We start from the raw sequence: 15,805 nt of genomic DNA, 5'->3' as shown, positions 1-15,805 counted from the left end.
AGTCTCGCATCAACCTCAGGCGATCGCCTTCACGGCGGTCAGCAGCTTGTCCTGGAACGCCTTGGGCAGCGGCACGTAGCCGGCGTCGGCGAGCTGCTGCTGGCCCGTGGTCGCGGCGACCGTGAGGAACGCCTTGACGGCCTTCGCGGTGTCGGCGTCGTAGCCCTTCGAGCAGACGATCTCGTAGGTCGCGAGCAGCAGCGGGTACGCGCCGGCGGCCTTGGAGCCGTAGATCGAGTCGAGGTCGAGGACGAGGTTGTTGCCCTCGCCCTTGACCTTCGCGCCGTCGATGGCCTTGCCGGCCGACTCGGCGGTCAGCTCGACCGCACCGGCACCGGAGTCGATCTTGGCGATCGAGAGCTTGTTGTCCTGCGCGAACGACCACTCGACGTAGGTGATCGCACCGTCGATGGAGCCGACGGCCTGCGCGACACCGGCGGACTTCTCCTTGCCCTCGCCGACACCGCCCTTGAACTGCTTGCCGTCACCCTTGGTCCAGCCGCCGGCGACCTTCAGGTACTTCTGGAAGTTGTCGGTCGTGCCCGACTCGTCCGAGCGGTAGATGACCGCGATGTCCTTGTCCGGCAGGTTCGCGGAGCCGTTCAGCGCCTTGATGGCCGGGTCGTTCCACTTCTTGACCGCGCCGGAGAAGATCGCGGCGGTGGTCTTGGCGTCCAGCACCAGGCTGTCCACGCCGGACACCTTGTAGCCGACCGCGACCGGGCCGAACACCAGCGGGAGGTTCCACGCCGGGTTGCTCTGGCAGCGCTTGGCGGCCGCCTCGGTCTCGGCGCCCTCCTTCAGCGCGGAGTCGGAGCCGCCGAAGTCGACCTGGCCCGCGTTGAAGTTCTTGACGCCGGCACCGGAGCCGGACGGGTTGTAGGCGAGGTCGGTGCCGGGGCAAGCCGCCTGGTACGCCTGCACGAACGCGTCGACGGCGTTCTTCTGGGCGGAAGAGCCCTCGGCGTTCAGCTTGGTCTTGCCGCCACACTCGACACCGGAGGCGGCGGGCGTGTTCGTGCTGCCACCCGCGCCCGTGTTGTTGTCGGAACCACACGCACCGAGCAGAAGCGCGCTGGCCGCGACGAGGCCGAGCACGGCGCCGTGCCGCTGGATCTTCACCTTGGTCCTCCACCTTGCGGAAGCTTTAGCGGTTTCGCGACGGACGTCGCCGCTCGCTTCGGAAGGTAGGTAGCCAGAGTGGACAGACCACCTAGACCGGGTGAACGGGAGGTGAACACCGAACGGGAAGTGACGGGTCACACGGCCGAAAGAGTGACTGCGTGACCAGCGCGTATGCGTTTTGTGACGGTACGTTGACTACCGCGCGTACTGGACGTCGGCATCCCACAGGGTGAAGCCGAGCTTGGTGTAGACCCGCACCGCCGCGGTGTTGTCCGACTCCACGTAGAGCATGACCTCCTGGACCCGCTGGTCGCGCAGGTGCCGCAGGCCCGCGAGGGTCAGCGCCCTGCCCAGGCCGCCGCCCTGCCGGTCGGGGTCGACGCCGACGACGTAGACCTCGCCGAGCTCGGGGGTGTGCACCTTCGTCCAGTGGAAGCCGACGAGCCGGTCCTCCGCGTCGAACGCCAGCAGGAACCCCGCCGGGTCGAACCACGGCTCCTGCTCCTTCGCGCGGACGTCCTCGATGGACATCGCGCCCTGCTCGGGGTGCCAGTCGAACGCGCGGTGGTTCACGTAGACGACCGCGGCCTCGTCCTTGCCGGGCACGAACGCCCGGATGACCACGCCCTCGGGGAGCCGGGGCTCCGGCAGGTCGTCCTGCACCCGCAGGCGCATCCGCAGCAGCTCGCGGACCTTGTCGAAACCGAGCTTCCCCGCGAGGCGGTCCGCGTCGGGGTGGCCGCCGTGGGCCCAGATCCGCAGGTTCCGCGCGGGCAGCTCGGACACCAGCTCGGCGCCGACGCCGCGGTGGCGGTGCTCGGGGTGCACGGCGAGCTCGGCGACCTGGTGGCCGCCGGAGTCGCCCAGCAGGTCGAGGTGCGCGTAGCCGGCGAGCCGGTCGTCGACGCGGGCGAGCAGGTGCCTGCTGCCCGTGGCGCCCGGCCGCATCCGCAGCCTGACCGCCTCGCCCACCGGGGCGACGCCGTCGGTCGCCTCCGCGGCGGTCAGCAGCTGCGCGACCTCCGCAGCCTGGTCGGTCGTCAGCTCGTCGAACCAGCTCAGTTGCGCCACACCGGCGAACCTACCGCGCGATCAACTCGTCATCCAGGACTCGGACGGAGTCGGCGATCTCCACATCGGACGCGCGGCGCGACGAGCCGGGGCGCGGCGGCCGGACGAACTTGTAGCCGACGTTGCGCACGGTGCCGATCAGCGCCTCGTGCTCGGGGCCGAGCTTGGCGCGCAGGCGCCGCACGTGGACGTCGACCGTGCGGGTGCCGCCGAAGAAGTCGTAGCCCCAGACCTCCTGCAGCAGCTGCGCGCGGGTGAACACCCGGCCCGCGTGCTGCGCGAGGTACTTGAGCAGCTCGAACTCCTTGTAGGTGAGGTCGAGCGGGCGGCCCTTGAGCCGCGCGGTGTAGGTGGCCTCGTCGATCACCAGGTCGCCGAGCTGCAGCGCGCCGTCGCCACCGGGCTGGGTGGTGCCGCGGCGCGAGCGCACCAGGCGCAGGCGGGCGTCGACCTCGGCGGGGCCGGAGGTCGGGAGCAGGATCTCGTCGACCGACCAGTCGGAGTTGACCGCGACCAGGCCGCCCTCGGTGACCACGGCCACGACCGGGACGTCCACGCCGGACGAGTCGAGCAGGCGGCACAGCGACCGCGCTCCGACCAGGTCGGTGCGGGCGTCGACCAGCACGATGTCGTGCGGGCCCGCCTCCAGCAGCGCGGAGACCTCGGGACGCAGCGGGCGGACCGCGTGCGGGAGCAGCGCCAGAGCCGGGAGCACCGCCTCCGGGTCGGGGTCTGTCGTCAGCAGAAGCACGTCGATGCTCATCGCGGCGCCCTCCAAGTCGGCCGTGGTCGGTCACCACGACCAGACCAGCGGCGTACGGTGACCGGGCCCCGTTGCCTGCGGATGACGGAGACAATACCGGTGCACCCCGAGAAAGTCCCAGGTCAAGAAGCCGTGCTCACAGTTGTTTCCACAAGCGTCACGCCTGTTACATCCATGTCACACGACGGCGTGCGTCTGCACGGCGTCCACCACAAGGGTGAAGGCCCCCTCGCTTTCGTTGTGGCACACGGGTTCACGAACAACGTGACCAAGCCCTACGTGGCACGGGTGCTCGCCCGGTTCGCCCGGCACGGGGGTGTCGTGGCGTTCGACTTCCGGGGTCACGGCAAGTCCGGCGGGCGCTGCACGGTCGGTGCCGACGAGGTCCACGACGTGGAGGCGGCCGTCCGGACGGCACGTGAACTGGGTTACACCCGCGTTGCGACGGTCGGGTTCTCGATGGGCGCGTCGATCGTCGTGCGGCACGCGGCGCTGGGGGAGGCGAAGCCGGACGCCGTGGTCGCGGTGAGCGGGCCCGCGCGGTGGTGGTCGCGGGAGACCGCGCCGATGCGGCGGGTCCACTGGCTGCTGGAACAGCCGCACGGCAAGCTCGCCGCCCGCGCGATGGCGGTTCGGCTCGGTGACCCGTGGGTACAGGTGCCCGAGAGTCCGCTGGAGGTGGTCTCGCGGATCGCACCGACCCCGCTTTTGCTCGTGCACGGTGAGCTGGACCACTATTTCGGACCGGAGCACGCCAAGTCGCTGCACCGCGCGTCCTCCGGACATGCGCGGCTGTGGTTGGAACCGGGCATGCGGCACGCGGAATCGGCGACGACTCCTGACCTGGTAGACCGGATGGCGGCCTGGACCGCCGGCAACGTCGAGGACGAGGGATGACTGCAGGGCACTCTGGACAGACGCGCAAGGTGAAGCGGAAGTCGCGGCGCGGCAAGTTCCTCGTGATCGCGGTGCTCGTGCTCGGTGTGCTGCTGGTGGCCGCCGACTTCGCACTGGCCGCGGCGGCGGAGTACCAGATCGCGCAGCGGATGCGGGAGAAGCTGCAGCTCAAGGAGGACCCGTCGGTCCGGATCAGCGGCTTCCCGTTCGTGCTGCAGGCGATCCGCGGTGACTACCAGCGCGTGGAGATCGACGCCTACGGCGTGCCGATCAAGGACGAGCAGAAGGACATCGAGCTGCGCGACCTCGACGTCGAGGCCGACCTGCTGCACACCCGCGTCGAGCTGGGCGACCTGCTGGCGGGCAATGTCTCCAAGGCCACGATCGACCAGGTCGACGGCAAGGTGCGGATCAAGGCGCTCGACCTGAACCGGCTCGCGAACCAGGTCACGCCGTTCGACAAGCTGTCGATCGAGCCGGACAACCGGGTGACCACCACGACTCCGACGCCCGCGGCACCGGAGACGCCCAAGCAGAAGACGACCGCCGCGATCAAGCTGTCCGGCCAGACGAACCTCGCCGGCAAGACCATCACGGTCGCCGCGTACGGCCAGATCGCGCTCGTCGACGGCGCCATCCAGATCACCGTCGACGACATCGAGCTGGAGGACGCGTCGCTCAAGCAGCTCGTCCCGCAGCTGCGCAACGCACTCGCGATCAAGATCGACCCCGGCGCGCTGCCGTTCGGTGCGAAGCCCACCGCCGTCGAGGTGGAGAACGGCGCGTTCACCCTGAGCGGCATCGTCACGGACGTACCCTTGGCCGGGCGATGACCGGGGTGTGGGCGCTGCTGGGCGCGCTGGCGGTGGCCAGTGCGATCGGCGTGCTGCTCAAGGTCCGCGAGGGCCGCATCAAGGAGCCGGCGCGGGCCGTCGACCTGCCGGAGCCCGTGCGCGCGCTGCTCGCTCCGGGCGTGACACTGGTCCAGCTCTCCACCACGTTCTGCGCACCGTGCCGGCACGCCAAGGTGATCTTGCGCGACCTCGCCGACCGCACCGACGGCCTCACGCACGCCGAGCTGGACGTGACGAACCTGCCGGACGTGGCCGCGCGGCTCGGCGTGATGCGCACGCCCACGACGCTGGCGCTGACCGCCGACGGGACCGAGGTGCTGCGGGTCGGCGGGGTGCCGAAACGGGACACGTTGCTGGCCGCGTTGCGCCCACATCTGGGCGCGCAATCGGCCTAGTCCGGTTGAGTGAACCTGCGTTGTTCCACCTGATGGACATATCTCCCGGACCGAGGGATCGGGTACTACCCTCGCTGGCATGACCATGCTGCTCACGAAGCGACGCGCGGTTGATCTGTGCCGCGTGCGCAGCAGCCTGTGTCGCACGACGAGCTGACTGGGCCGCTTGACGCCCACCAGCCACCTCTGACGGACTGAATCACCCCTCGTCCGAATGTCCGGAGGTCGTCGTGCCCCAAGATGCCCCTGTAGACCCGCGCGGACCGCGCTTCTCCGCCTGGATGACCACCGTCGTCCTCGCGATCGTGCTGCTCACCGGCTGGTGGCGCCTGTTAGCCGCCCAGACCGTGCTCTTCGCGATGTGCGCGTTCATCTCGCTGAAGCTCAACCCGTGGGGCCACGTCTACCGGTACGCCGTCCAGCCGCGCATCACCCCGACCACCGAACGCGAGGAAGCGGCCCCGCTGCGCTTCGCCCAGGGCGTCGGTTTCGTGTTCGCGCTGCTCGGCACCGTCGGTTACGCAGCGGGCTACCCCACGTTCGGCACCGTCGCCACCGGCCTCGCCCTGGTCGCCGCGTTCCTCAACGCCGCCTTCGGCCTGTGCCTCGGGTGCGAGATGTACCTGCTGCTGCGCCGGTACGCACCCGCCCTCGCCCGTCCCCAATGAACAAGCACTGAACCTTAAATGGGAGCAACTTCGATGAGCCGTGAGAACGTGCTGGTCTCGGCAGCCTGGTCCGAGGAGAACCTCCAGACGCCCGGCGTCGTCTTCGCGGAGGTCGACGAGGACACCACCGCGTACGAGGGCGGCCACATCCCCGGCGCCGTCAAGATCGACTGGAAGAACGACCTCCAGGACCCGGTGCGCCGCGACTTCGTCGACCGCGAGGGCTTCGAGAAGCTGCTGTCCGCCAAGGGCATCTCCAACGACGACACCGTCGTCCTCTACGGCGGCAACAACAACTGGTTCGCCGCCTACGCGTACTGGTACTTCAAGCTCTACGGCCACAACGACGTGAAGCTCCTCGACGGTGGCCGCAAGAAGTGGGAGCTCGACGGCCGTCCGCTGGACAAGGAGGAGGTCGTCCGCGAGGCCACCTCCTACTCCGCCCAGGAGCAGGACCTCTCGATCCGCGCGTTCCGCGACGAGGTCGTCGAGGCCATCGGCAACAAGAACCTCGTGGACGTCCGTTCCCCCGACGAGTTCTCCGGCAAGCTCCTCGCCCCGGCCCACCTCCCCCAGGAGCAGGCCCAGCGCGGCGGCCACATCCCCTCGGCCGTGAACGTGCCGTGGAGCAAGGCCGCCAACGAGGACGGCACCTTCAAGTCCGACGAGGAGCTGCGCGCCCTCTACGAGGAGGCCGGCTTCGACGGCTCGCGCAAGACCATCGCGTACTGCCGCATCGGCGAGCGCTCCTCGCACACCTGGTTCGCCCTGCGCGAGCTGCTCGGCCACGAAGACGTCAAGAACTACGACGGTTCTTGGACGGAGTACGGCTCGCTCATCGGCGTGCCGATCGAGCTCGGTTCCGGCAAGGAGGCCTGATCACCATGAGCGACTCGTGCGGCGCGCCCGTCCAGGGCGGCGCGATCGACGTCTCGTCCTCGGAGACCGTCCTGCAGGGCAAGGTCGTGGCCGACGGCACCCCCGTCGGTGGCGCCTTCGTCCGCCTGCTGGACTCGACCGGCGAGTTCACGGCCGAGGTCGTCTCCTCCCCGGAGGGCGACTTCCGGTTCTTCGCGGCGCCGGGCAGCTGGACCGTCCGCGCCCTGCACCGCACCGGCAACGGGCAGGCCGACGTGGCGGCCTCGGGTCCCGGCGTGCACTCGCTGGAGATCGCGGTCGCCTGACGCTTCGAGCAGGAGGGCCCCGGCAGTCACGCCACTGCCGGGGCCCTTCGCCGTCCAGGCCTGCCGCGACAGCCGCGGCTCACGCGGGGCGTGAGCCGTGTCGTCCACCACCACAATCCTGCACGTCAGCCGCCCCGGGATATCCTTTCCCGGTGGAACACATCTTCACCGGACTCCTGGTGCTCGTGACCATCGCGGTCGTCTGGTTCTCGGCCTACGTCGTGTACCGGCTCTACTCCGACCAGCGATGACCAGCGGCGACGAGGCCATCCGCCTGGCCGAGCAGCGCGCGGAGGCGACGCGTGCCCGCAACCTGCCGCAGTTCACCGACATGCCCATCCCGGGCGACACGGCGAACCTGCGGGAGGGTGCGAACCTGAACGACGCCCTGCTCGCGGTGCTGCCGCTGGTGGGTGTGTGGCGGGGTGAGGGCGAGGTCGTCTACCCGACGATCGACGGCCCGTTCCGCTTCGGCCAGCAGATCACGTTCGCCCACGACGGCCGGCCGTTCCTCGTCTACGAGGCGCGGTCGTGGCTGCTCAACGAGGCAGGCGAGGTCATCAGGCCGGCGGCGCGGGAGAGCGGGTTCTGGCGCCCGCAGCCGGACGACACCATCGAGGTGCTGCTCACGCACAACACGGGCATCATCGAGATGTACTACGGCAAGCCGATCAAGCAGACGGCCTGGGAGTTCCAGACCGACGCGCTGATCCGCACCGCCACCGCCAAGGACGTCACCGCGGCCCAGCGGCTCTACGGCATCGTCAACGGCGACCTCGCCTACGTCGAGGAGCGCGCCATGATGGGGCAGCCGATGCAGGCGCACGCGTCGGCGCAGCTCCAGCGCATCGTCGGCTGAGCGACACGCTGAAGCCAGGGTCGTGGGATTGTTCAACAATCCCACGATTCCCCGTAGCATGGGTCCATGCTGCTGCGGCACTGCGGTACTGACGCACTCCTGGTCGAGGTCGACTCGCTGACCGAGGTCGCGGCCGTCCGCGCGGCCCTGCACGGGCTGCCTGGGGTCGAGGAGCTCGTCCCGGCCGCCAGGACGGTGCTCGTCAAGGGTGCGCTGCCGCGGGTCAGGGAAGTGCTCGCGAACGTCGACCTGACCAGGGCGCCCGCCACCGAGTCCCGCCAGGTCACCATCCCCGTCACCTACGACGGGCCGGACCTCGACCTCGTCGCCGAGACCGCCGGCATCGGCACCGCCGAGGTCGTCGAGCTGCACACCGCCGCCACCTACGAGGTCGCGTTCTGCGGCTTCGCCCCCGGCTTCGGCTACCTGACCGGGTTGCCGGAGGTGCTCCGGCAACCCCGGCTCGACTCGCCGCGCACGAAGGTCCCGGCCGGGTCGGTCGGCATCGCCGGCGAGTTCACCGCCGCCTACCCGCGTGCGACCCCCGGCGGCTGGCGCCTGATCGGCCGCACCCGGATCACGCTGTTCGACCCCGGGGCCGAGACACCGGCCCTGCTCGCGCCCGGCGACGAGGTCAGGTTCGTGGTCGCATGAGCCGCCGCGTCACGATCGTCCGCACCGGCCCGCAGGCGCTCGTCCAGGACCTCGGCCGCCCCGGCAACGCCCACCTCGGCGTGCCGCCGTCCGGTGCCGTCGACCCGCACTCGCTGCGGCTCGCCAACCGGCTGGTCGGCAACGACGAGACCGCCGCCGGCCTCGAACTGCTGCTCGGCGGCCTCCACCTCGAAGCGCACTCCTCCTGCACGGTCGCCGTCACCGGTCCCGCGGTCGAGGTCCGCGTCGACGGCCGGCTCGCCGACTCGCACCAGCCGCTGCACGTGCCGGCGAACGCGACCCTCGTCATCGGCACCCCGCAGACCGGCCTGCGCACCTACCTCGCCGTCTCGGGCGGCATCGACGCGCGCGCGGAGCTGGGCAGCCGGTCGACCGACCTGCTCTCCGGAATCGGTCCAGAACCCTTGCGGGACAACGACGTCCTGGAGCTCGGCGCCCCGAACCCGGCGACCGGCGCAGATGTCGTGCCGCCGTTCCACGCACCGCAGACCATCACCGTTCCCGTCCTGCTCGGCCCGCGCGACGACTGGTTCGAGGACGCGGAAACCCAGCTGCGCCGGGGTTCCTGGACCGTCAGCGACCGCGGCAACCGGGTCGGCGTGCGACTGCGGGGCACCGTTCTGAATCGTCGTGACGGCGAGATACCCAGCGAGGGCATGATCACCGGCGCGGTCCAGGTGCCGCCGGACGGGCAGCCCGTGATCTTCCTCAACGACCACCCGACGACCGGCGGCTACCCCGTCATCGGTGTCGTCGACAGCGCTCACCTGCGGTTTCTCGGCCAGGCCAGGCCCGGCACGACGGTGAGGTTCCTGCCGCGGGACTGAGGACCACGGCGTTGACGGAAGTGGTCCAGACCAAATACGGTATCCACCAGGCCGCCGCGGAACCTTCACCAAACTGGAGTTCCGCATGCGCCGATTCCCTGCCCTCCTAGCGATTCTGGTCGCGGTAACAGCCCTGGCGGTCCCTGCACACGCCGCCACGGGCATCACCGCGACCTTCACCCGCACCGGCACGAGCGCCAAGCTCGTGGTCGCCAACGCGTCCACGGCCGCGCTCAACGGCTGGTCGGTCAAGTTCGACCTGCCCACCGGTGTCACGGTGAGCGGCGTCCAGAACGCCACCACCACCCAGAACGGCACGCGGGTGACGCTCACCCCGGCGTTCTACCTCGCCAACCTCCCCGCGGGGCGCACCACCGAGCCCTACAGCCCGACGTTCACGCTGAGCGCCGCGGCCGACCCGACCGCCTGCACGATCAACGGCATGGCGTGCGACGGCAGCGGTGACCCCGCACCGGCGCCCACCGGGCTCACCGCCGAGTACTCGGTGGCCGGTGGCACGGCGAAGTTCGTCGTGCGCAACCACACCACCGCCGCGGTGAGCGACTGGTCGATCTCCCTCACGCTGCCCAACGGCGTGACGGCAGGCAACGGCCAGAACGGCACCGTCAGCCAGAACGGCAACCAGGTCACCATCACCCCGTTGCACTACAACAAGACCGTGGCCGCGGGTGGCAGCACCGAGCCGTACAGCCCGACGTTCGCCATCAGCTCCAACGTCGACCCGGTGACGTGCCGGATCAACAACGCGAACTGCGACGGCAGCGCGGACACCCCGCCGAGCACCCCGACGGGCCTCACCTCGCCGACGAAGACCACGCGCACGGTGACGTTGCAGTGGACCGCGTCGAACCCCGGCTCCCTGCCCATCGCCGGGTACGACGTCTACAACGGCAGCACGCTCGCCGGCAGCTCCACCACGACGTCCACGATCATCACCGGCCTGAACCCGAACACGGCGTACTCGTTCACCGTGCGCGCCAAGGACACCAAGGGCACGCAGAGCGCTCCGAGCACGGCCGTGGCCGTCACCACCAACAACCCCGCCGACGACACGACCCCGCCGACCGCACCGGGCGCCCTGCGCGCCACGGCGAAGGACGCGGGCAGCGTCACGCTGGCGTGGACCGCGTCCACCGACAACCGCGGCGTCGCGAACTACGACGTCTACGTCGGCTCGACCGTGAAGCAGACGGTCTCCGGCACCACCGCGGTCGTCAATGGCCTTGCGCCGTCCACGGACTACACGTTCACCGTGCGCGCACGGGACATCTACGACAACGTGTCCGCCGCGAGCAACGCGGTGAACGAACGCACCAGTGACATCGTCGGCGGCTACGCCCGTGTCGGGTACTTCGTGCAGTGGGGCATCTACGGACGCCAGTACTTCGTGAAGGACATGGACGCCGCGAAGCTGACGCACGTCAACTACGCGTTCGGCAACATCGACCCGGTCAACCTGACGTGCCTGCACGGTGTCACGAAGGGCACCAGCCCGAACCCGCAGGACCCGAACCAGGGTGACGGCGCCGGTGACGCGGAAGCCGACTACAGCAGGCCGTTCGCGGCGGCCCAGTCCGTCGACGGTGTGGCGGACAGCGGCTGGGAACCGTTGCGCGGCAACTACAACCAGCTCAAGAAGCTCAAGGCGAAGCACCCGGACCTGAAGGTGCTGATCTCGCTCGGCGGCTGGACGTACTCCAAGTACTTCTCCGACGTCGCGGCCACCGACGCGGCGCGCAAGAAGTTCGTGTCGTCGTGCATCGACGTCTACCTCAAGGGCAACCTGCCGGTCTACAACGGCGCGGGCGGTCCCGGCACGGCGGCGGGCATCTTCGACGGCTTCGACCTCGACTGGGAGTGGCCGGGCGCGGAGGGCCACGCGGGCAACCACTTCGGTCCGCAGGACAAGGTCAACAACACCCTGCTGATCGAGGAGTTCCGCCGGCAGATCGACGCCTACGGCGCCACGACCGGCAAGCGCTACCAGCTGACCGCGTTCACGCCGGCCGACCCGGCCAAGATCGAGGCGGGCTGGGAGCTCGGGCGGGTCGCGCAGTCGATGGACATCTTCAACGTCCAGGGCTACGACTTCCACGGCTCCGGCAGCGACAACTCGTGGGAGCCCAACCGGACCGGTCACCAGGGCAACCTGTACCCGGACCCGGACGACCCGTACACGACGAAGTTCAGCGTGGAGAGCACGGTGCAGGCCTACCTCGACGCGGGGGTGCCGCCGCGCAAGATCACGCTCGGGCTCGCGTTCTACGGCCGCGGCTGGCAGAACGTGGTCAACGGCGGCAAGAACGGCGAGTGGCAGCAGGCGGGTGGCGCGGCACCGGGCCAGTTCCCGGAGGAGTCCGGCACGCGCGGGTACGCCAACCTCGTCGCGTCGGTGCCGAACTGCACCGTCTTCCACGACGAGGTGGCGGTGGCGACGTCCTGCTACACCGGCAACCAGTGGTGGACCTTCGACGACGTGTGGTCGATCCAGAAGAAGACCGCGTGGCTCAAGTCGAAGAACCTGCTGGGCGCGATGTTCTGGGAGATGTCCGGTGACCGCGGCCCGTTGCTGGCCGCGGTCGACGTCGGGCTGAGGTAGCTCAGTACTCCGACTCGTACAGGCCCTGCAGCTCGGTGAGCAGGGCCGACGAGTCGGGCAGCTGCTTGCCGTCCAGCGTGGTCACCCGCGTGATCTTGCGGACGCTGGAGGTGAGGAACACGCCCTCGGCGTCGTAGAGCTCGCCGGTCTGGACCGGCTCCACGAGCACGGTCCAGCCGGCGCGCTCGGCGGCGCGGAACAACGCGTACTGCGTGGTGCCGGGCAGGATGCCGAGCTCGGACGGCGGCGTGACCAGCGTCTTGCCGCGCACCAGGACCACGGTGGAGGTGGGGCCCTCCAGCACGGAACCGCCGGAGGTCGTGAAGATGACCTCGGCGGCGCCGCGGCGCTCGGCCTCGCGGACAGCGGCCATGTTGATCGCGTACGACAGCGACTTGGCGCCCAGCAGCAACCACGGCGCGCGGTCGGCGAGGTCCGCCTCGATACCGCGGTCCAGCGTCACCGCGGACAGGCCCTCGGCGCGCTGCTTGAGCACCTTCGCGCCGATCTCCATGCCCAGCGCGAACCCGGTGCCGGTGCCGTCGCCGCCCTCGACACCGCGGGTGTAGACGAGCTTGAGCGCGAACTCGCCGCCACCGGTCCAGTTGGCGATGACGAGCTCGACCGCGCGCTCGAACTGGGGCCGCGGCGGGACCGGCATGTCGAGCATGGCCGCCGACCGCTCCAGGCGGTCCAGGTGCGGCGACAGCTCACGGGGCTTGCCGTCGACGACGAGGATGGTTTCGAAGACGCCGTCGCCGCGCATCAGACCGAGGTCGTCGACACGGATCTGCGGGGCGTCGGGGTCGGCAAGGGTTCCGTCGAGCAGTGCCAGCACGCGCATGGCGTGAGCCTACTAACATCAGGGCTGTGGAGACCGCAAGAGGCCTGCGCAAAACGCTGCACGACCGCGGCATGCGGATGACACCGCAGCGCCAGCTCGTGCTGGACGCCGTCAGGGTCCTGGGCCACGCGACCCCGGAGCAGATCTGCCAGCGCGTCCAGGAGACGGCGCCGACGGTCAACATCACGACGATCTACCGCACGCTCGACCTGCTCGACCGGCTCGGGCTGGTGCGGCACACGCACCTCGGGCACGGCGCGCCGAGCTACTCCGTCGACGAGCACCAGCACGTGCACCTGGTCTGCCACTCCTGCGGCCGGATCGACGAGATCCCGTGTGAGCTGCTCGACCCGCTGGTCGGAACATTGCGGGAGCGCGACGGGTTCGAACTTGATGCAAGCCACCTCGCGCTGTCCGGCACGTGCCGCGACTGCCTGAAGCAGGAGCAGGAGACCGAGTGAGCCTCCCAGGAGCCGTTCCTCCGCCCGACGAGTCGACCGACGCCGGCGTCGCCTGGCACTACGGCGACCCGTTCGCGGAACAACGCTCGGCCGCGCGCTCGGTCGTCGTCGTGGACCGCTCGCACCGCGGGATCATCGCCGTGCCCGGCGAGGACCGGCTCACCTGGCTGCACCAGCTCACCAGCCAGCACTTCGAGCAGCTCGGCGAGAACGCCGGCACCGAGGCGCTGATCCTCGACGCGCAGGGCCGGCTGGAGCACCACATGGTCGTCGCGAACGTCGGCGGCACCGTGTTCCTGGACGTGGAGAAGGTCGACGACCTGCTCGCGTACCTGAAGAAGATGGTCTTCTGGTCGAAGGTCGAGCCACGTGACGCCACGGCCGAGCTCGCGCTGCTGACGGTCATCGGCCCGGACGCGGCCGCGCTGCTGGAGAAGCTCGGCGTGCCGGTGCCCGCGGACGTCGCCGCGCTGGGCGACGGCTTCGTGCGGCGGACGTCGTGGCCGGGCAAGGGCGCGTTCGACCTGCTGGTGCCGCGCGCCGAGCTGGCCGCGTGGTGGCAGCGGATCACCGGCGCGGGCGCCCGCCCGGCCGGCAGCTTCGCCTTCGAGGCGCTGCGGGTCGAGTCGCTGCGGCCCCGGCTGGGCGTCGACACCGACGAGCGCACGATCCCGCACGAGGTGAACCTGGTCGAGCCGGCGGTCCACCTGAGCAAGGGCTGCTACCGCGGCCAGGAGACGGTCGCGAAGGTCCACAACGTGGGACGGCCGCCCCGCCGCATGCTCCTACTCCACCTGGATGGTTCTGCCGACGGGCAGCCGGAGACTGGTGACCCGGTCCTCCTGGACGGCCGCGTGGTGGGCCGGGTGGGCAGCGTCGCGCAGCACCACGAGCTGGGGCCGATCGCGTTGGCGCTGGTCAAGCGGTCCGTACCGGTCGAGTCCGAGCTGGTCGCCGGTGACGGGGAGCGCCAGGCGGCCGCCCGCATCGACCCCGACTCGGTGCCGCCGGACACGCCCGGTCTGGGCAGGGAAGCTGTTCGCAACTTGAGGGGCTGAGCCCCTACAGTCGCGCCTATGTCCCTGGGCACGCTCATCACTGTCGCTCCCACCGGAGCGGAGCACGCGAAGACCGACGTCCCCCAGCTCCCGGTGACACTGGAGGAGCTGGTCTCGACGGCTCAGAGCTGCGAGCAGGTCGGCGCGGCGATGGTCCACGTCCACGTCCGCGGCGCGGACGCGAAGCCGTCGCTCGACCTCGGGCTGCTGAAGGCCACCGTCGCCGCGTTGCGCGAGCAGACGAACCTCGTGGTCCAGCTGTCCACCGGCGGGTCGGTGCACGACCCGGAGGAGCACCGGCTGCGCGTGCTGGAGGCGATGCCGGACTCGGCGTCCTGCACGATGGGGACCGTCAACTTCGGCGACGACGTGTTCCTGAACCGCTGGGAGTTCGTCGTCGCGCTGCACAAGGGCATGCAGGAACGCGGCATCGTGCCCGAGTACGAGATCTTCGACATCGGCCAGCTGGCGTCGTTGAAGCGGCTGCTCGACCAGCACGGCCTGCCCGCGGGCGGGCACGTGCACGTCGACCTCGTCATGGGCGTGCCCGGCGGCATGCCCGGTGACGCGCAGACGCTGGTCGCCGCGGTGAACGCCCTGCCGGACGGGGCGACGTTCTCCGCCACCGGGATCGGCCGGACCACTCTTCCCGTGATGTTCACCGCATTGGGCGCGGGTGGGCACCTCCGCGTGGGTATGGAAGACACGACCAGCTACTCGCGAGGCGTGCCGGTGCGGGACAACGCACAGCTCGTCGCCCGTGCGGCGGGTCTCGCGAAGATCGCGCAGCGGCCGCCGCTGTCGCCCGACGAGGCGCGCAAGGTGCTGGGCGTGCAGATTTGAGACAAGTTCGGTGCAAGGGATCTGTTGGCGGCTGAGGAGGATCTACCGCAGGATGGACACGTGATCGAGGTGCGTCCTGGCGGGCGCCGCCGAATCGACCGGGTGCTCGCTCCCGACTACACGGAGGGCGTCGAGCAACGCCCGCTCGTCGAGGTGCGCGAACTCCGCGACGAAGCAGCGCAGGAGGAAACCGACCTGTCCTACCTGCGGCGGCTGCTGCACGCGCGGATCGACATCGTGCGTGCCGAACAGCAGCGCCGCAGCTCCGGCGGCTCGGCGGTGGTCGACCAACTGGCCACGATCCTCTCCACGAACGCCGTCGGGCCGGCGACCGGCCTCGGCCGGTACCAGACCCATGAGCCCTCACGTGCTGATGCGCATCAACGGCACGTGGAAGCGCTGATTTCCGATGTCGACCTCTCCGACGTGAGCAAGCTGTCCGACGACCGCCTCGGTGAGGTGTTGGAGACGTTCATCTCCGAAGAGGCCTCCGTGTCGGTGCGGCGGCGCGAGGTGCAGGTGGTCGTGGACCGGCTCAACGCCGAGATCGCGTCCCGCTACCAGCGCGGGAGCGCGTCCGTGGACGAGCTGCTGGCCGCGGAGCGCGGTCACCACCGGCGGAAGAGCTGACTCCCAGCATCTGGGAGAGTCGTTCCACTTT

19 protein-coding genes are annotated in these 15,805 nt (G+C 70.1%); 15 read left to right on the top strand and 4 right to left on the bottom strand.

The window, feature by feature from the left end; translation table 11 throughout:
- Positions 1-15: 15 nt before the first annotated feature.
- The 3 genes from pstS to ACZ7CH_RS02590 form a co-directional block, all read right to left on the bottom strand.
- Complete coding sequence (gene pstS, locus ACZ7CH_RS02600) at positions 16-1,122, bottom strand: phosphate ABC transporter substrate-binding protein PstS (protein ID WP_360396781.1); 1,107 nt, start codon at positions 1,120-1,122, stop codon at positions 16-18.
- 198 nt (positions 1,123-1,320) lie between these two features.
- A complete protein-coding gene (gene mshD, locus ACZ7CH_RS02595; RefSeq protein ID WP_470373016.1) occupies positions 1,321-2,196 on the bottom strand; it encodes a mycothiol synthase in 876 nt (291 codons plus the stop codon).
- A gap of 10 nt (positions 2,197-2,206) precedes the next feature.
- Complete coding sequence (locus tag ACZ7CH_RS02590; protein WP_360396779.1) at positions 2,207-2,959, bottom strand: response regulator transcription factor; 753 nt, start codon at positions 2,957-2,959, stop codon at positions 2,207-2,209.
- A gap of 240 nt (positions 2,960-3,199) precedes the next feature.
- On the opposite strand from ACZ7CH_RS02590, the gene ACZ7CH_RS02585 reads away from it, so the two are divergent.
- The 11 genes from ACZ7CH_RS02585 (at position 3,200) to ACZ7CH_RS02535 (ending at position 11,938) form a co-directional block, all read left to right on the top strand.
- Positions 3,200-3,856 (top strand): alpha/beta hydrolase family protein, encoded by a 657-nt coding sequence (locus ACZ7CH_RS02585; protein ID WP_470373015.1) that lies wholly within the window; start codon positions 3,200-3,202, stop codon positions 3,854-3,856.
- On the top strand, positions 3,853-4,689 hold the full coding sequence (locus tag ACZ7CH_RS02580) for an LmeA family phospholipid-binding protein (protein ID WP_458430023.1): 837 nt from the start codon (positions 3,853-3,855) through the stop codon (positions 4,687-4,689). The genes ACZ7CH_RS02585 and ACZ7CH_RS02580 overlap by 4 nt, the downstream gene beginning before the upstream one ends.
- On the top strand, positions 4,686-5,105 hold the full coding sequence (locus ACZ7CH_RS02575) for a thioredoxin family protein (RefSeq protein ID WP_360396773.1): 420 nt from the start codon (positions 4,686-4,688) through the stop codon (positions 5,103-5,105). Before ACZ7CH_RS02580 ends, ACZ7CH_RS02575 begins: the two co-directional genes overlap by 4 nt.
- Before the next feature lie 79 nt (positions 5,106-5,184).
- Positions 5,185-5,262 (top strand): putative leader peptide, encoded by a 78-nt coding sequence (locus ACZ7CH_RS02570; protein ID WP_352235731.1) that lies wholly within the window; start codon positions 5,185-5,187, stop codon positions 5,260-5,262.
- Positions 5,263-5,335: 73 nt separating this feature from the next.
- Positions 5,336-5,773, top strand: a complete 438-nt coding sequence (locus ACZ7CH_RS02565; protein ID WP_360396771.1) for a DUF4395 domain-containing protein — start codon at positions 5,336-5,338, stop codon at positions 5,771-5,773.
- A gap of 33 nt (positions 5,774-5,806) precedes the next feature.
- Entirely contained in the window at positions 5,807-6,652 is an 846-nt protein-coding gene (locus tag ACZ7CH_RS02560) for a sulfurtransferase (RefSeq protein ID WP_360396769.1), read from the top strand.
- A 5-nt stretch (positions 6,653-6,657) separates the two neighbouring features.
- Positions 6,658-6,957 (top strand): DUF1416 domain-containing protein, encoded by a 300-nt coding sequence (locus ACZ7CH_RS02555; protein ID WP_360396767.1) that lies wholly within the window; start codon positions 6,658-6,660, stop codon positions 6,955-6,957.
- 247 nt (positions 6,958-7,204) lie between these two features.
- Entirely contained in the window at positions 7,205-7,816 is a 612-nt protein-coding gene (locus ACZ7CH_RS02550) for a heme-binding beta-barrel domain-containing protein (protein WP_360396765.1), read from the top strand.
- Positions 7,817-7,882: 66 nt separating this feature from the next.
- Positions 7,883-8,470, top strand: coding sequence for a 5-oxoprolinase subunit PxpB (gene pxpB, locus ACZ7CH_RS02545; RefSeq protein ID WP_470373014.1), 588 nt, complete (start codon positions 7,883-7,885; stop codon positions 8,468-8,470).
- Positions 8,467-9,318 (top strand): 5-oxoprolinase subunit C family protein, encoded by an 852-nt coding sequence (locus tag ACZ7CH_RS02540; RefSeq protein ID WP_470373013.1) that lies wholly within the window; start codon positions 8,467-8,469, stop codon positions 9,316-9,318. Before pxpB ends, ACZ7CH_RS02540 begins: the two co-directional genes overlap by 4 nt.
- Before the next feature lie 85 nt (positions 9,319-9,403).
- Positions 9,404-11,938: a glycosyl hydrolase family 18 protein gene (locus ACZ7CH_RS02535; RefSeq protein ID WP_470373012.1), complete on the top strand. Its 2,535-nt coding sequence runs from the start codon at positions 9,404-9,406 to the stop codon at positions 11,936-11,938.
- Position 11,939: 1 nt separating this feature from the next.
- Here ACZ7CH_RS02535 and ACZ7CH_RS02530 read toward each other — a convergent pair whose 3' ends face one another.
- Positions 11,940-12,782, bottom strand: coding sequence for an aminodeoxychorismate lyase (locus tag ACZ7CH_RS02530; RefSeq protein WP_470373011.1), 843 nt, complete (start codon positions 12,780-12,782; stop codon positions 11,940-11,942).
- A gap of 71 nt (positions 12,783-12,853) precedes the next feature.
- Here ACZ7CH_RS02530 and ACZ7CH_RS02525 point away from each other — a divergent pair, with 71 nt between their 5' ends.
- Genes ACZ7CH_RS02525 through ACZ7CH_RS02510 form a run of 4 tightly spaced genes read left to right on the top strand, consistent with a single transcriptional unit; the run spans position 12,854 to position 15,774 of the window.
- Complete coding sequence (locus tag ACZ7CH_RS02525) at positions 12,854-13,243, top strand: Fur family transcriptional regulator (protein ID WP_470369996.1); 390 nt, start codon at positions 12,854-12,856, stop codon at positions 13,241-13,243.
- On the top strand, positions 13,240-14,301 hold the full coding sequence (gene ygfZ, locus ACZ7CH_RS02520) for a CAF17-like 4Fe-4S cluster assembly/insertion protein YgfZ (RefSeq protein ID WP_458430017.1): 1,062 nt from the start codon (positions 13,240-13,242) through the stop codon (positions 14,299-14,301). Before ACZ7CH_RS02525 ends, ygfZ begins: the two co-directional genes overlap by 4 nt.
- Before the next feature lie 18 nt (positions 14,302-14,319).
- A complete protein-coding gene (locus ACZ7CH_RS02515; RefSeq protein ID WP_470373010.1) occupies positions 14,320-15,144 on the top strand; it encodes a beta-keto acid cleavage family enzyme in 825 nt (274 codons plus the stop codon).
- A 60-nt stretch (positions 15,145-15,204) separates the two neighbouring features.
- On the top strand, positions 15,205-15,774 hold the full coding sequence (locus tag ACZ7CH_RS02510) for an RsiG family protein (RefSeq protein ID WP_360396750.1): 570 nt from the start codon (positions 15,205-15,207) through the stop codon (positions 15,772-15,774).
- Positions 15,775-15,805 lie beyond the last annotated feature (31 nt).

This window comes from Lentzea sp. NPDC037011, assembly GCF_055607425.1.
Note: the sequence above shows the minus strand (reverse complement) of the source record. Positions and strands in the feature narration are given on the sequence as shown.

Excerpts from the sequence above, each read along its gene's own strand:
- ACZ7CH_RS02560 (WP_360396769.1), top strand. The coding sequence starts at position 5,807 with ATGAGCCGTGAGAACGTGCTGGTCTCGGCAGCCTGGTCCGAGGAGAAC.
- ACZ7CH_RS02575 (WP_360396773.1), top strand. The coding sequence starts at position 4,686 with ATGACCGGGGTGTGGGCGCTGCTGGGCGCGCTGGCGGTGGCCAGTGCG.
- ACZ7CH_RS02570 (WP_352235731.1), top strand. The coding sequence starts at position 5,185 with ATGACCATGCTGCTCACGAAGCGACGCGCGGTTGATCTGTGCCGCGTG.
- ACZ7CH_RS02540 (WP_470373013.1), top strand. The coding sequence starts at position 8,467 with ATGAGCCGCCGCGTCACGATCGTCCGCACCGGCCCGCAGGCGCTCGTC.
- ACZ7CH_RS02515 (WP_470373010.1), top strand. The coding sequence starts at position 14,320 with ATGTCCCTGGGCACGCTCATCACTGTCGCTCCCACCGGAGCGGAGCAC.
- ACZ7CH_RS02535 (WP_470373012.1), top strand. The coding sequence starts at position 9,404 with ATGCGCCGATTCCCTGCCCTCCTAGCGATTCTGGTCGCGGTAACAGCC.
- pxpB (WP_470373014.1), top strand. The coding sequence starts at position 7,883 with ATGCTGCTGCGGCACTGCGGTACTGACGCACTCCTGGTCGAGGTCGAC.
- ACZ7CH_RS02550 (WP_360396765.1), top strand. The coding sequence starts at position 7,205 with ATGACCAGCGGCGACGAGGCCATCCGCCTGGCCGAGCAGCGCGCGGAG.
- ACZ7CH_RS02530 (WP_470373011.1), bottom strand. The coding sequence starts at position 12,782 with ATGCGCGTGCTGGCACTGCTCGACGGAACCCTTGCCGACCCCGACGCC.
- ACZ7CH_RS02590 (WP_360396779.1), bottom strand. The coding sequence starts at position 2,959 with ATGAGCATCGACGTGCTTCTGCTGACGACAGACCCCGACCCGGAGGCG.
- ACZ7CH_RS02525 (WP_470369996.1), top strand. The coding sequence starts at position 12,854 with ATGCGGATGACACCGCAGCGCCAGCTCGTGCTGGACGCCGTCAGGGTC.
- ACZ7CH_RS02555 (WP_360396767.1), top strand. The coding sequence starts at position 6,658 with ATGAGCGACTCGTGCGGCGCGCCCGTCCAGGGCGGCGCGATCGACGTC.
- ACZ7CH_RS02580 (WP_458430023.1), top strand. The coding sequence starts at position 3,853 with ATGACTGCAGGGCACTCTGGACAGACGCGCAAGGTGAAGCGGAAGTCG.